15 protein-coding genes and 2 pseudogenes are annotated in these 14,185 nt (G+C 66.9%); 7 read left to right on the top strand and 10 right to left on the bottom strand.

The annotated features are described in order from the left end of the window. The first annotated feature begins 81 nt into the window (after positions 1-81). The 3 genes from dgoD (at position 82) to kdgK1 (ending at position 3,369) form a co-directional block, all read left to right on the top strand. A complete protein-coding gene (dgoD, locus tag EXE42_RS09125; protein WP_137706378.1) occupies positions 82-1,233 on the top strand; it encodes a galactonate dehydratase in 1,152 nt (383 codons plus the stop codon). Positions 1,234-1,324: 91 nt separating this feature from the next. Continuing rightward, positions 1,325-2,179: an SDR family NAD(P)-dependent oxidoreductase gene (locus EXE42_RS09120; RefSeq protein ID WP_137706377.1), complete on the top strand. Its 855-nt coding sequence runs from the start codon at positions 1,325-1,327 to the stop codon at positions 2,177-2,179. Positions 2,180-2,412: 233 nt separating this feature from the next. Continuing rightward, positions 2,413-3,369 (top strand): bifunctional 2-dehydro-3-deoxygluconokinase/2-dehydro-3-deoxygalactonokinase, encoded by a 957-nt coding sequence (gene kdgK1 / locus EXE42_RS09115; protein WP_137706376.1) that lies wholly within the window; start codon positions 2,413-2,415, stop codon positions 3,367-3,369. Positions 3,370-3,433: 64 nt separating this feature from the next. On the opposite strand, the gene EXE42_RS09110 is transcribed toward kdgK1, so the two are convergent. Together EXE42_RS09110 and EXE42_RS09105 are read right to left on the bottom strand one after the other, a co-directional pair. Continuing rightward, positions 3,434-4,438 carry a Gfo/Idh/MocA family protein gene (locus tag EXE42_RS09110; RefSeq protein WP_092919603.1) on the bottom strand — a complete coding sequence of 335 codons (1,005 nt, stop codon included), beginning with the start codon at positions 4,436-4,438 and terminating at the stop codon, positions 3,434-3,436. Between the two features lie 85 nt (positions 4,439-4,523). After that, positions 4,524-5,201 carry an MBL fold metallo-hydrolase gene (locus EXE42_RS09105; protein ID WP_092919601.1) on the bottom strand — a complete coding sequence of 226 codons (678 nt, stop codon included), beginning with the start codon at positions 5,199-5,201 and terminating at the stop codon, positions 4,524-4,526. A gap of 198 nt (positions 5,202-5,399) precedes the next feature. Between EXE42_RS09105 and EXE42_RS09100 the strand changes: the two genes are divergently transcribed. Beyond that, entirely contained in the window at positions 5,400-5,777 is a 378-nt protein-coding gene (locus EXE42_RS09100) for a YccF domain-containing protein (RefSeq protein WP_092919599.1), read from the top strand. 33 nt (positions 5,778-5,810) lie between these two features. Here the strand turns inward: EXE42_RS09100 and EXE42_RS09095 are convergent, their stop codons facing one another. The 3 genes from EXE42_RS09095 to EXE42_RS09085 form a co-directional block, all read right to left on the bottom strand. Further along, complete coding sequence (locus EXE42_RS09095; RefSeq protein ID WP_137693963.1) at positions 5,811-6,281, bottom strand: peptidylprolyl isomerase; 471 nt, start codon at positions 6,279-6,281, stop codon at positions 5,811-5,813. 81 nt (positions 6,282-6,362) lie between these two features. Then, positions 6,363-6,974 (bottom strand): peptide-methionine (S)-S-oxide reductase, encoded by a 612-nt coding sequence (locus EXE42_RS09090; RefSeq protein WP_137706409.1) that lies wholly within the window; start codon positions 6,972-6,974, stop codon positions 6,363-6,365. A gap of 141 nt (positions 6,975-7,115) precedes the next feature. Further along, positions 7,116-7,739, bottom strand: a complete 624-nt coding sequence (locus EXE42_RS09085; RefSeq protein WP_137706375.1) for a hypothetical protein — start codon at positions 7,737-7,739, stop codon at positions 7,116-7,118. Between the two features lie 241 nt (positions 7,740-7,980). Between EXE42_RS09085 and EXE42_RS09080 the strand changes: the two genes are divergently transcribed. Further along, entirely contained in the window at positions 7,981-8,871 is an 891-nt protein-coding gene (locus EXE42_RS09080; RefSeq protein WP_137706374.1) for a DMT family transporter, read from the top strand. 410 nt (positions 8,872-9,281) lie between these two features. On the opposite strand, the gene EXE42_RS09070 is transcribed toward EXE42_RS09080, so the two are convergent. Then, on the bottom strand, positions 9,282-10,103 hold the full coding sequence (locus tag EXE42_RS09070; RefSeq protein WP_092919591.1) for an SWIM zinc finger domain-containing protein: 822 nt from the start codon (positions 10,101-10,103) through the stop codon (positions 9,282-9,284). A 282-nt stretch (positions 10,104-10,385) separates the two neighbouring features. Between EXE42_RS09070 and EXE42_RS20790 the strand changes: the two are divergent. After that, positions 10,386-10,751, top strand: a pseudogene (locus tag EXE42_RS20790) (type II toxin-antitoxin system death-on-curing family toxin); the annotation flags it as partial. A 423-nt stretch (positions 10,752-11,174) separates the two neighbouring features. Here EXE42_RS20790 and EXE42_RS09060 read toward each other — a convergent pair. From EXE42_RS09060 to EXE42_RS18550, 3 genes and pseudogenes are all read right to left on the bottom strand, one after another. After that, positions 11,175-12,296 (bottom strand): NAD(P)/FAD-dependent oxidoreductase, encoded by a 1,122-nt coding sequence (locus EXE42_RS09060; RefSeq protein ID WP_092919589.1) that lies wholly within the window; start codon positions 12,294-12,296, stop codon positions 11,175-11,177. Positions 12,297-12,726: 430 nt separating this feature from the next. Further along, a pseudogene (locus EXE42_RS20785) lies at positions 12,727-12,900 on the bottom strand (site-specific integrase); the annotation flags it as partial. Beyond that, positions 12,867-13,034, bottom strand: coding sequence for a hypothetical protein (locus EXE42_RS18550; protein ID WP_158293700.1), 168 nt, complete (start codon positions 13,032-13,034; stop codon positions 12,867-12,869). The pseudogene EXE42_RS20785 and the gene EXE42_RS18550, both read right to left, overlap by 34 nt. 203 nt (positions 13,035-13,237) lie before the next feature. Between EXE42_RS18550 and EXE42_RS09050 the strand changes: the two genes are divergently transcribed. Next, positions 13,238-13,666 (top strand): type IV pilin, encoded by a 429-nt coding sequence (locus EXE42_RS09050; protein WP_137706373.1) that lies wholly within the window; start codon positions 13,238-13,240, stop codon positions 13,664-13,666. An 11-nt stretch (positions 13,667-13,677) separates the two neighbouring features. Here the strand turns inward: EXE42_RS09050 and EXE42_RS20780 are convergent, their stop codons facing one another. Further along, complete coding sequence (locus EXE42_RS20780; protein WP_137706372.1) at positions 13,678-13,935, bottom strand: hypothetical protein; 258 nt, start codon at positions 13,933-13,935, stop codon at positions 13,678-13,680. Positions 13,936-14,185: the final 250 nt, after the last annotated feature.

The raw sequence follows: 14,185 nt of genomic DNA, 5'->3' as shown, positions 1-14,185 counted from the left end.
GGTCCGCGTCGGACGCCGGCGGCGACCGACGGCGCGCGAGTCCCGCGACGGTCGGACCGGTTCGGAGTTACCGAACTCACCATGCACATCACCGACTACGAGCTGTTCGAGGTACCGCCTCGCTGGCTGTTTCTGAAGCTCACGACGAGCGACGGGAGGGTCGGCTGGGGAGAGCCGATCGTCGAGGGACGCTCCCACACGGTCGTCGCGGCCGTCGAGGAGCTGCTCGACGACTACCTCCTCGGCGAGGACCCGACGCGGATCGAAGACCATTGGCAGGCGATGTACCGCGGCGGCTTCTACCGCGGCGGCCCCGTGCTGATGAGCGCCATCGCCGGCGTCGACCAGGCGCTGTGGGACCTCAAGGGGAAGCAGTTCGGCGCGCCCGTCCACGGGCTGCTCGGCGGCCGGGCGCGCGACCGGGTCCGCGTCTATCAGTGGATCGGCGGGGACCGGCCGGCGGACGTGGGCGAGGCCGCCCGCGAGAAGGTCGACGCCGGCTTCTCGGCGCTGAAGATGAACGCGACTGCGGAGCTAGAGTCGATCGACTCCCCGGCCGCGGTGGCCGATTCGGCCGACCGGATCGCGGCCGTCCGGGAGGCGGTCGGCGACGAGGTCGACATCGGGGTCGACTTCCACGGCCGGGTGGCCAAGCCGATGGTTCGCCGGCTCGCCGCGGCGCTGGAGCCGTACGACCCGATGTTCATCGAGGAACCGGTGTTGCCCGAGAACAACGACGCGCTGCCGGCGATCCGGGCGTCGACGACGATCCCGATCGCGACCGGCGAGCGGATGTACTCGCGGTGGGACTTCAAGGAGATACTCGAGGCGGACGCGGTGGACCTGATCCAGCCGGACGTCTCCCACGCCGGCGGGATCTCCGAGCTGAAGAAGATCGCGTCGATGGCCGAGGCGTACGACGTGTCGGTCGCGCCGCACTGCCCGCTCGGCCCGATCGCGCTCGCCTCTTGCATCCAGGTCGACGCCTGCACGCCGAACGCGCTGATCCAGGAGCAGTCGCTCGACATCCACTACAACGAGACGAGCGACGTGTTGGACTACCTCGCGGACCCGTCGGTGTTCGAGTACCGCGACGGCTTCGTCGACGTCCCGGGCGGCGACGGGCTCGGTATCGAGATCGACGAGGAACACGTGCGCGAGCAGGCCGAGAAAGACGTCGACTGGCACAACCCCGTCTGGCGCCACGACGACGGCTCCGTCGCGGAGTGGTGATCCCGATGGAGACCGAATCGCGGCGAGCGGGGCGGACCGACGACCCGGCGACGCGAGAGGGACCGACGACCCGGCGACGCGAGAGGAACCGATGACCCGCCGTCCCGAGTCGCCGACCGAGGGGGCGGTCCCCGGACGGTTCGCCGGCGAGACCGCGATCGTCACGGGATCGACCCGCGGGATCGGCGCCGGGATCGCGGAGCGACTGGCCGCCGAGGGGGCGAACGTCGTCGTCAGCGGGCGCTCCGAGGAGGCGGGGGAGGCCGTCGCCGAGCGGATCGCGGATCGGAACGGCGGCGAGTCGGGCGACGACCCGGAGACCGGAGACGCGACGTTCGTCCGCGCCGACATGCGCGACCCGGACGACGTTGCCGCGCTCGCGGAGGCGGCCGCCGAGCGCTACGGCTCGGTCGACGTGCTGGTGAACAACGCCGGGGTCCAGACGGAGACGGCCGCCGACGAGGCGACGCTCGACGACTGGGCGTTCGTCGTCGAGACGGACTTCCGCGCGTACTGGCTCGCCGCGCGGGCCGCCCTCGAACACATGGACCGCGGGGCGATCGTGAACGTCTCGTCGAACCACGCGTACGCGACGATGCCGGCGCATTTCCCCTATAACGCCGTCAAGGCGGGTATCAACGGCATGACGCGGTCGCTCGCGGTAGACTTCGGTCCCCGCGTCCGGGTGAACACGGTCGTTCCCGGCTGGGTCGAAGTCGAGCGGACGCGAGACGAGCTGCCGGAGGGACGCCTCGAAGAAGTCGAATCGATCCACCCGACCGGCCGGATCGGCACGCCCGCCGACGTCGCCGGTGCCGTCTCCTTCCTCGCGAGCGAGGACGCCGCCTTCGTCACGGGGGCCGCGCTGCTCGTCGACGGCGGCCGCGGCGCGGTGATGCAGGACGACACGCTGCCGGACTACCGGGCGCGCGAGGACGCGGAGTAGGCGATCGTCGCGACACGGAGCGGGCGATCGTCGCGACACGGAGCGGGCGATCGTCGCGACACGAGGTGGAGCGGGCTGGTGCCACGACACGGAGCGGAGCGGGCTGGTGCCGCGACACGGGGGACGCGAGGATCCCCCGATCGACGGTCGACGGCGATCACCCCCTCTTATATTCGGGCGAGAGTAGCATCCGATATGAACCGGTTCGAGACCTGCGGCGGGGGGTGGCGTCGATGACCGACCTCGTCACGTTCGGCGAGACGATGCTGCGGCTGTCGCCGCCGCGCGGCGAGCGGCTGGAGACGACCCGCGAATTGACCGTCCAGGCCGGCGGCGCGGAGAGCAACGTCGCGGTCGGGGCCGCGCGACTCGGCGCCGACACCCGTTGGCTCTCGAAGCTCCCCGACTCGCCGCTCGGCCGACGGATCGTGACCGAACTGCGGAGCCACGGCGTCCGGCCGGGCGTCGCGTGGGCGGACGCGGAGACGAGCCGAGTGGGGACGTACTACCTCGAGCACGGCGGCGAACCGCGGGGGACGAACGTCATCTACGACCGCGCCGACGCGGCGATCACGACCGTCGAGGCCGAGGAGCTTCCGACGGGGGCGGTCGAAGACGCGGAGTGGTTCCACACGACGGGGATCACGCCCGCCCTCTCGGCGGCCGCCGCGGAGACGACGGCCGCCCTGTTGGAGACCGCCGGCGAGGCGGGGACCGCGCGCTCGTTCGACCTGAACTACCGGGCGAAGCTCTGGGACTCGGAGACGGCGCGGGCGGCGTACGAGGACCTGTTCGAGCGCGTCGATACCCTGTTCGTCCCGCGGCGCGACGCCCGCGAGGTGCTCGATCGCGAGGGCAACGCCGTCGAGATCGCACACGGGCTCGCCACGGAGTTCGGGTTCGACACGGTGGTCGTCACCCGCGGGCTGGAGGGGGCGGTCGCGCTCCACGACGGCTCGGTGTACGAGCAGGACGTGTACGAGGCGGAGACGTTCGACGCGATCGGCACCGGGGACGCGTTCGTCGCCGGCTTCGTCGCGGAGCGGCTTCGGGGCGGGGACCTCGCCGCGTCCCTCCGGTGGGGATCCGCGACGGCGGCGCTGAAACGCACCACCGACGGCGACCTCGCGGTGACGACTCGGGAAGAGGTCCGCGACGTCATCGACGGCGAGGGCGGGATCGACCGGTGAGCGAGGTGGCGGCGCTCGGGACGGACTGACTGAAACCCCGGAGGCTGCGGTCCGACGCCCCCGCTTAGAGGTCGACGGGGGCGCCGTCGGCGGCGCTCTCGGCGAGCGCGTCGATGATCTCCATGTTCGCGATCGCCTCCTCGCCATCGGTCAGAGGGGCGGTCCCGTCGGCGACGCGCTCGGCGAAGCGGTCGACTTGGAGCCGGTACTGGTCGACCGCCGGGAACGTCTCGACGCCGTGGCGCCCGTCGATCTCGTACTCCAGTTCCACCGGCTCGTCGGTTGGGGCGTCGAACGCGCGCTCGACCTCGACCCAGCCGTTCGTCGCGTCGACGCGGTACCGCTGAACCAGTTGCGTGTCGAAGCCGGACGCGACCCGCGCCGAGCGACCGTCGTCGTACGCTAACACGCCCGCGAGTTCGGTGTCGACCCCGGCGTCCCGGGTGTCGCCGGCGTGGGCGTACGCCCGGTCCGGCGTCCCGAGGACCGTCCGGGCCAGCGAGACGGGGTAACACCCGACGTCCATCAGCGACCCGCCGGCGAGTTCGGGGTCGAGTCGCACGTCGTTCGGGCGGTCGTACAGCGGGAAGCGGAAGGTGGCCGTCACCGTGCGGACGTCGTCGAGCTCGGTCGCCGCGAGCGCGACGGCGCGCTCGGTGCGGGGGTGGTACCGGTACATGAACGCCTCCATCAGCGTGACGCCACGTCGGTCGCAGTGGTCGACCACGTCACGCGCCTCGTCCGCGTCGGCGGCGAGCGGCTTCTCACAGAGCACGTCCAACCCGGCGTCCGCGGCGCGTTTCGTCCACTCGGCGTGGCGGCCGTTGGGGAGCGGGACGTACACCGCGTCGAGCGCGTCGTCGTCGAGGAGGGCCTCGTAGGAGCCGTAGCTGCGGGGGATCGAGTTCTCGGCCGCGAACCGCTCCGCGCGGTCGGCGTCCCGCGACGCCACCGCGCCGACCGCGTGGTCGCTCGCGGCGATCGCCGGGATCACCGCTTTGCGGGCGATCCCCGCGGTGCCGAGGACGCCGAATTCGAGGCTCGTGGGTCCGGACTGTGAGGCGGGCATGGGCGGAGCGACGCGCCCCCTACGCAAGTCGGTTTGGGTCGGCTGGTTCGACGGTGACGATGACCGCGACCGCCTCGCCCGCCCGCTACCGGTCGGCTACTAGCTCCCGTATGCGGTCCGTCCCGGCGGCGACGCGGCCGCCGTGGAAGCAGAACGTCTGCGTCACGGCCAGATCGGCGAGCGTCTCGACGCTCTCCCACGCGGTCTCGAGGTCCTGCGTCACCTCGGGCCGGGGCCCGACGAGCGCGCCGTCGACGACGTTGAGCGCGTCGGCGCTGACGAGCAGCTCCGCGTCGGGGAAGTGCGCCGACACGTGCCCCGGACTGTGGCCGGGCGTCGCGACCACCTCCATCGGCCCCGCGGCGGTCGCGAACGTTTCGCCCCCCGTCAGGCGGACGTCGACCGTCGTCGGGTCGATCGACAGCGGTCGCTCCGCGCTGGATTTGACGAGCTCCCTGTCGCCTTCCAGGTACGGCACTTCCGTCTCGTGCGCGAAGACCACGGCGTCGGTCCGGTCGACGACGGCCGCCAGACAGCCGGCGTGGTCCGGATCCTGATGCGTGACGAGGACGCCCCAGGCGTCGTCGAGGCGCAACCCCTCGTCGTCGAGCGCGGCCTCGAGGACGTCCGCGGTGTCGGGGAGGCCGGCGTCGATCAGGAGGAGTCCCTGCGGCGTCTCGACGGCGGTCGCGTTGAACGTCGCCTCGCGGTCGTCCATCGATACCTGTAACGGGAGCCCGTGTACGCCCGGCGTCAGTTCCATACGAACAACACGTCGGCGAGCGTCTTGAAACGGACGGGGTCGGTCGGGGTGCCTCGCGGTGGTCGCCCCGGACACGCTACCGGAGAAACGCATTCGGGGCGGCCGTCGCCGCGAAGTCCAGTATCGCTCCTGGTCGAGGGATTCGCGGCGACGGCGACCGGCGACACGGGCTTCCCCGCTGAGCGTCTATCCCGAGCAATGGCACAACGGTCCCTGCTCGTTCGCGCGCTGTGGTTCGTCTTCGTCGGCTGGTGGGCGACGCCGATCGTCGTCAACGTCGCGTGGCTGCTCACGGTCACGGTCGTGCTGCTTCCCGTCGGTGTCAAGCTGATCAACCTCGTGCCGACGGTGCTCACGCTCGCGGAGCCGCGGTCGCTCTCGGACCCGGACTCGGCGCGAGGCCAGCGGTCGCTCGTCGTGCGTGGGATCTACTTCGTCCTCGTCGGTTGGTGGCTGAGCCTGCTGTGGGCGAACGTCGCGTCGGCGCTCGCGGTCACGGTCGTGGGCCTGCCGGTGGCGATCTGGATGCTCAACCGGCTCCCGTACGTCACGTCGCTGTACCGGTTTCACGGGTAGTCCCGTCAGGCGGGCGAAGCGGACGGGGCGGGCTCAGTTGACCTCGACGATTTCGACGTCGAACGTCAGCGTCTCACCGGCGAGCGGCGGGTTGAAGTCCGCTCGAATCACGTCCTCGTCCGCGTGGACGATCTCGCCCTGGCTGCCGTCCTGGGCCTCGAGGTACGCGCCCTCCTCGGGCAGCTGGCCGCCGAGCATCTCCCGGAGCTCGTCGGTGTCGAACTCCTCGACGTTCTCGTCGCTGGGCTGTCCGTAGGCCTTCTCCGGCGGGATCGTCAGCGTGTCCGTCTCGCCGGCCGCCAACCCGAGGAGTCCCTCCTCCATCCCCTCGATGACCTGACCGCCGCCGACCTCGACCGTCAACGGCGTGTACTCGCGGTCGGGCTGGGCCTCGGCGAGGCCCGCTTCCTCGGCGACTGACTCCTTGGAGGTGTCGAACACGGTCCCATCGTCCAGTTTGCCGGTGTACTCGAGCGTCACCGAATCGCCAGTAGTTATCGACATACGGACACAAGGAGTGCCATACGGAAAGCCTGTGTCATCTGCGGACATCGGTCGCGCCGTGAGAACCGACGGCCGACGGCGTCACCTGGACGCCGGGAGCTCTTCGACCACCGCGACGTCGTGTCCAGCGGCATAGCCGTTCAGCTTGGCGGCGATGGGTGACTCCCGCAACGCTTCGTCGTCGTATCCCGCCGCGTCGAACGCGTCGATAAGCGAGGAGACGGACCGCAGCTTGTACTTCTGGTGGTAGTCTTCGGCCGGGGAGAACCGCGAGAGCTGCTCGATCCGTGTGCCGATCCCGTCGGCAGTGAGCCCTCGTGACGAGAGAAACTCGTCGAGGGTCGCCTGCTGGGCCGCCGTCGCCGTGAGGACGACGTTTTGGTACTGCGTGTTTCCGGTCTGGTGGTTGGGGTTGTGGGATTCGAAGACCCGTGTCAGCAGGTCTCGGTAGGTGATCGTGTCGGGATCGAACTCGACTTGGAACACTTCGGTGTGGTTCCCTAACGAGTGGTACGTCGGGTCGCGCGAGGTCCCGCCGGCGTAGCCCACGCGGGTGCGGACCACGCCGTCGAGGGCGCCGAACTGGGCGTCCGGCCCCCAGAAGCAGCCGAGGCCAAATGTTGCTGTCTCAGTGGTGTCGCTGTCTATCGCACGTCGGTCATACTCTCTGATCTGTTGTCCTGTGAGTTCCATGGGGGTTACTTTCCTGTAGAGCCGTCGCAGGGCGGTTCGTGGATCGACCCGCATCTACGCGCAGTCGGGCTCGCAGACGTATATGTCGTGTGTTAGCGTGTCTCGGTTCTGGACGGAACGAGGGTCGCCTTCCGGTCGCCGTCAGTCGAGTCCGAGCGCGGCCGTGAGCGCCGCCGTCGCGCCCTCGTGGATGCTCGTGCCGTGGCCGACGAGGAGGTGGCCGGGATCCCACTCCGCCAGTCCCTGTGGCGACTCCTCGACTGCGGGGTGAACCCCGAGCGCGTCGCCGTCGTCCCGGAACGCCGGGAGCGTCCCGAGCGTCTCGGGGACGAGCAGCGTCGAGCGGTCGTCGTTCCACAGGACGGCCTCTTCCCAGTCGTCGTCCAGTCGGAGCTCGTGAACCTCGTACGCGGACCCGGCGAGCGCCGAGCCGGTCGGTTCCGCGTCCGCGTCGAGCTTCTCGCGGGTGAGCGACATTCCCTCCGGCACGGACACGGCGACGTCGTGTCGACGCGCCACCGCCGCGGCGTCGCGCGTGTGTCGGTCCTGAAGGACGACGACGCCGGCGACGTCTCCCGCCTCGCGGAGGTGCGCGTCGAGTCCGTCGACGTCGACCGGGTCGACGAGCCAGACGCCGGCGCCCGTCGTCAGTGCGTGGCTCGCGCGGCGCGCGTCCTCGTCGGGATACGCGATCCAACTGAATCCACCCTCCCACTCGGTCGTCTCGACAGGCGTCGCGTCGGCGGCGGTATCGGAATCAGCCATACCACCCATTGCCGGGCCAGAAGCTTACGTCTGTGCCCCAAGTGAAGTTCGGGTTCCCGAGTTGGCAGTCGGCGCTTGCGTCGGGGCGACGGACAGGGCCGGAGAATCCGCTCTCGGTCGCGTTGAGAGTGGAACCGAGACCGTCAGAGCGTATCTCAAGCCGTCGGCTACACGCAGCCGGCGCTGGGAGAACCGGCGCGGTTCGACGGGTCTTTCGCCGTCGGCGGCGACCTCCGCGTGAATGAGTCGCTCCCGGACGGCCGGCCGCTTTCTGTTGCTGTGCGCAGTGTGGGGGACGGCGTTCATGGCGACGGACGTCGGCCTCGCGGACCTCCCCGCGGTCCCGTTCGCCGCCGTGCGCTTCGACGTCGCTGCCGTGCTGCTGTTCGCCGCCGTGCTCGTCGCCGGCGTGGACATCCGCCCCCGGACGCGGGACGACTACGTCTACGTGCTCGTCGGCGGGGCCCTCATCATCGGCGCCCATCACGCGTTCCTGTTCGCCGGCCAGCGGTACGTCACGGGCGGGGTCGCCGCGGTGCTGTTGGGCCTCGTCCCCGTGGTGACCCCGGCGCTCACGCGGCTCGTCTCGACCGACGAGGAGTTCACCGCCGCCACCGCGCTCGGCGTCGCGCTCGGGTTCGTCGGCGTCGTGGTTATCGCCGATCCCGACCCGACGAACCTCGCGGACAGCGTCCTCGGCGTCGCGCTCGTGCTCGCCTCCGCGCTCGCGTTCGCCGTCGCCGCGGTCGTCACCCACAGCCGATCGCCGTCGATGCCGTTCCTCTCGACACAGGCCTGGATGATGGCCGTCGGCGCGGTCGTCCTCCACGCCGCCGTGCTCGCGCTCCCCGGGCAGTCGTTCGCGACCGCCACGTGGACGCCGTCCGCGCTCGCCGCCGTCGCGTACCTCTCCGCGGTCGCCGGCGCCGGCGGCTTCCTCCTGTACTTCACGCTGCTGGACGACCTCGGGCCGATCGAGATGAGCTTCATCGAGTACGTGATTCCAGTGTTCGCGGCGCTCGCGGGCTGGCTCGTGCTCGGGCAGGAAGTGACCCCCGCGACCGTCGCCGGTTTCGTGTTCATCCTCGCGGGGTTCGTCGCCGCGAAGTGGCGGGTGCTCCGTGGGACGTAGCGGCGCATGGAATACCCCCCCGTCAGCGGGGTCTTCTCGCAGCCGTCTGCTCCGCGACGCGACGATCGACGAGGCGGTGCGCCACGGGTCGGTCTCACAGCCGAAGAACGCGACCGGGCTCACCGACGAAGACGCGCTCGTCGTCGGCGAGTGTATGTATCGGGAGTCGCCGCTCGAATACAGCGCGTTGGCCTCGCTGAAGACGCACGTCGAGGAACTCCGGTGGGAGCCGTCGGGCGGTGGCACGCGGACCGTCCAATGCGCGCTGTTCTCTCGGAGGGGACTCACGGACAGCATCCGCGAGGCTGCCGCCGAGCGCGATGATTTCGGTCTCTACACGATCGACGACGTCATCGCCGCGCTCGGAGAGCGAACGACTGAAGCGCGGCAAAAAGCAGGATGGCGAAGGATTACCGATCTCGCCGCTCAGCGAGCGTGTCCTCCAACTCCGTCGCTGCGCGCTCGAAGTGCTCGCTGAGCAACGGCGTTCCGGATGTCGTCCGGTCCTCGAGAAACGCGACGGCGTCGGCGGCCTCCTCAGCGTCGGGATCGCCGGCCGCCACGCAGTCGACGTACCCGTCAAGTGCTCGCGTGAACCGCTGCGAGAAGTGGTCGTACGCCCCGTCGACGCGCTCCATATTCTCGTCGAGCGATTCGACGAGGGCGCGATACACCGCTGCCGCCGACGCGTATCGCCCCTGATCGCGATACTCGCCCGCGAGATCGAACCACTCCGAGAAGTCGATCGGCTCGAAGACGACGAAGTAGTCGGGGTTCGTCTCCTCGAACTCTCGGTCGATCGCAGCGCGCAGATCCTCGACCGATCGCGTCGGTGACTCACCGAAGCGGGCGAAGAAGCGTTCGCGGACGGCAGCGTCGGTCGCCAGTGTGTCCCGGAGGAACCCCCGCAGGTCGTCGGCGTCGGCAGCCTCGAGTGCGGCGTCGAGCCGATCGCCCTCGTCCGGAGGGCAGTCGTCCGCGCATCGAAGCAACACGGCGACGACGTGCTTACACGCCTCCGGTCCGGTATACGGGCAGTCGCACCACGGGTCGAAGCCGTTGACCGCGAGGTCGACACGCACGTCGTACTGACGGCTGCCGCTCACGACGGCGGTTACAGTAGTGTCAATGCGATGGATATCGAGGATACGGTCCTCAGCGAGGTACCTCTCCCCGCGTTCGAAAACCGCGTCAGTACAGATCTCCCGAACTGCCCCCTCCGTCAGGTCCATGGGTGTGAGCAGTGTTCCGCCGCGATCCTGAAAAGTCGACACATGAGCCGCACTTTCGTTCAAAATCGTAACGCTCTCCCTCTGAAAGAAGCCACTACCCCGTCGCAGTCATTCGATTAGAACGAGACTGGCGCGACGGGCGCTGGTTCGACCGTCGAACGACGAGACCTTTCAGGCGTGAGACGGTCGAGATTGGCGTCCTGAAAAAAAGAGATTTCTGACATCACTCTCCCGTCTCATCATAGCAACAGCTACACCGGTGTAGTATCGAGATTGGAGCGAATGACCGACTCGTTGTGGTACCCGTCCGTCGAGGATGTCGTCGCCATCCACGACGACATCGTCGCGGAGTATCCCGACACTCCCCCCGGTGTTCGGAACCCCGGTGACGTCGAGTTCGCGTTGAACTACGTCGAGGAGGGCAGTTTCGGTTCCGCACCGGACACCATCCACGAGAAGGCGTATCACCTCCTCCGGCTCCTCGTCGCCAATCACCCCTCGGTCGATGCGAACAAACGAACCGCGCTCAACGCGACGGTCGTCTTCTACTTCCTCAACGGGTGTCGGTTCGAGTACGACGACGAAGTGCGGGCGATTCTGAAGGCGTTCGGAACCGACGAAGCGGCGATGGATGAGGAGGGAACCACCGAGTATCTCCGATCCCGTACCGAAGACCTGGATCTGGCCGGTGAGATCGACGAACGGCGAGACGAACTCGTCAACTACGGGCTAGATCGGTTGACCGGCGATTCTTCGGACCCGACGATTAACGGCGCTCGAAGCGTCCGTTCAGGTATGACCACCGAGGGAGGGGCGGAAACAGCGTCTCCGCTCGACGAGGTGATGGAGGATATCCGGCGGGAACTGGTTCGACGGGTCGCAGCCGGCGACCGGGATTCGAACCGGGACATCTACGACGCTCTCGAAGACGAGTAGCCGACGCTGTTACGAGTTCACAGTTCTACGCTGTTGTGATTTCAGCAATACCTTGAAAACTGGTGACGAGGGGTCTTGGTGCGCCGAGGCTCAAACGATGCGGGAGGCGCCAGTCAGAGGAGCCGCTCCCGGACCCTAGTCGTTTCGTGCTTGCCGCTTGATGAACATATCAAACAGGGGTGTGTGTTTGACGATGCTGTTGCGGAGACGTCGGAGAGAGTCCGATTCGAGGAACGTGATCGCGGCCTCAACGCGTGCCATACGCTGAACGCGTGTTACAGCCGCCCGCCGCCGAGATTCGAAGTTAGCGAAGGCGTCGGACGGCCGATCGGAGCGAGACGTAGCGAGTTCCTGGGCGAGAACACGCGCGTCTTGGAGTGCGAGCGACGCACCCATCCCCGAAATCGGATGGACTGCGTGCGCGGCGTCACCGATCAAGGCAATGCGGTCGGTGTGCCAGTGCTCACACGTCACGTCGCGGATGCGGTCGAAAAACGGCTCGTCGTCGGTGCCGTCGAGAAGCGCTGGCAACTGCCAGCCGATGGCCTCGGCCTGTCTCCGTAGCGCCGCACGGCCGGGGGGCTCTGGTGGACTGTCGAGGCGGGCGGCGAGGTTGAACCCGACGCGGTCGCCGACCCGAGCGACAAACCCCTCACTCCCCGGCCCCCAGACACTGACCATATCCTGCCCCACGTCCGCGTCCTGTTCGGCCCACAGCGACCACACGTACGTATCGGACTCGCGTTTCCTCCAGTCGTCAAAGCACTGACTGCGCACAGCCGAATGAACCCCATCAGCACCGATGATGAAGTCGAATTCGTCAGTCGTCCCGTCGTCGAAGGTGACGGTCACACCGTCGGCGTGCTCGGTGATATCCTCGGGCGCTGTCCCCATGCGAATCCAGTCCGACGGAACGTTCTCCCGGAGTACGGCATGGAGGTCAGCGCGATGGATGACCAGGAGCAGTATCTGCGCAGGGGGAAGCGACGCGCGTGCGAGGAGTTCGCCACCCCCCGCACGAACCGCAAATCCACGGGGATCGGCGGCTCGGCCACGGGCGGCATCGAGGAGCCCGAGTTCGTCGAGGACCGTGAGGCCGTCCTCCCACAGCCCGATTCCGTATCCCGCGTCTCGCCACTCGGGTACTCGCTCGATAATCGTTGGTTCGACGCCTTGGCGCTGGAGGTATCCCGCCAGGCTCAGCCCGGCGAGGCCACCGCCGACAATCAGGACGTCAGTGTTCGGGTGGTGTGTCATCAACCCAATTAGACCGCATTGTGGTTTTCAGTCATACCCTGCGGTAAAGCGATGACTCGTTCGCGGCTCCGATTACCGGACGGATCTCGGTGGAGATAGTTATTCATTACGTGCGAGTGATTGTATTCCGAAGTGAGCGGTGGTTAGCGCCACTACCGAGAGGTAAACGACGAGCAGAGTAAGTTGGCGAAGTGAGACAGAGGGGAGAGATATACTACTCTGGATCGACGTGTTCCGTGAAATCATGGGTCAATACGCACACGTGACCGTAACCGATCTATCGCGTGTCTTCACCGCTTAGCGTGCTGCGTTTCCAGAGGGCCATAGAACCATTCTGCTCCGTTCTATCTGTCGGGGAGAACGATACGGGCGCGACGAGAGTTGAGTCCCGTGATTATCCCGCTGTAATCGGCTTGAATTTGCGTGACGCTCAGTGTTGTATAATCCGCCATCGGTGGTCTGCCTTCTCGCGCTCCGAAGCGCGGTCGTAGTGCTTGTCGAGAACGTCCTCGCTCGCGTTGGGCTGGTCCGAAACGACGCCCCGAGGGACGCCGTCGTTCCGATACTTCGTCACCCGCGCCTTACGGGCGTCGTGGGGCGACCGACCCGGACCCGGCCGGCGTTCGGGTTCTCGGCGGCGTACTCGCGGACGCGACGGTAATCGAGGACCTTCTCCCACGGGTCCGGATACACGCGATCGCTGTAAGTCCGGGAGAGAGATGTAGCCGTGGGTTCCATGACTACTGTAATTACGTCAACGGATTTGATTCCACCTGTCCAATTTTCTCCGCTGATATTCATGCCATTAAGTACATAAGGCAGTCCCGCTTCCTTACAAGTAACCAGCAACCGATCTGAACGAGGGCAGATTTGTCTCGTGCGCCGATAACGGCGCCCGGGTCTCCGAGATCTCGTTCGTCGGTGGCCGCTGGGTTCAAACTATGAAACCAAGCAACCAATCCAACGCGGACGACAGGGCAGTAAGTCCCGTCATCGGCGTCATCCTCATGGTCGCGATTACCGTCATCCTGGCGGCCGTTATCGGGACGTTCGTTCTCGGACTCGGCGATCAGTTAGGAGACACCGCGCCGCAGGCAAGTTTCGATATCGAAAGTTCATCTGATACAACGATTGCTATCACCAAAACGGGGGGGCAGGCTATTCCAATAGACGATCTCGTCTTAGCTGTTGACGGCACAAGGTACGAGAATGCTACAACCGTTGCCTCAGGTGATTGGCAAACTGGTCAAACAGTAACTTATACCGAAGGAAGCCCCGCTTTCCCGGATAATGATGATCTAACGGTCCAGCTCATCCACGATCCGAGTGGGAACGTGATCTTTGAGGGGACGGCAGACCTCTCAGCCTAATCGGAACGCCGCTATCTCCATCGGCTTTCTATTTTTGTTCTGCATCGCAGCCCGAGCACGTCAGTGTTGAACTGCTGGACTGTAACTGGATCCAACTCTTCACGAGCTCTGTGGAAGTTTTCTTTTGATTGAATCAGGTGAGCGAGCGCAGCGTCAATTACCACATTCATCGGTGGGCCATCATCCGGACCGCTCGCCACAGTCTCGCTCGCCTTTTCGAGGTGCCGTTCGAGCTCGTCGGTGATCTTGAGACTGGTTCGTCGGCTCATGTATATCACATCGTGTGTGCCGGGGTCCCGATCCCGTCGTTCTGGAGTAACTGAACCGGCACGTGTTGAAGTGATACCCACGGATCGACCACAATCGCCGTGGCCGCCACCCACAACACAAGCGATTTCTATGTACCTCGCGCACCGATCAGGCCGAGCGAAGTACGTAGATCGCGGATCGCGAATACATCTACGTCTGCTTTGTTGAATCCGATGACGGCGCGGGGATCACTGTTTGAGAGCTTGTTCG

This window comes from Halorubrum sp. SP3 (assembly GCF_005435195.1).
GTDB lineage: Archaea > Halobacteriota > Halobacteria > Halobacteriales > Haloferacaceae > Halorubrum > Halorubrum sodomense.
The sequence above is the reverse complement of the archived record's forward strand: the minus strand, read 5'-3'. Positions and strand labels throughout refer to the sequence as shown.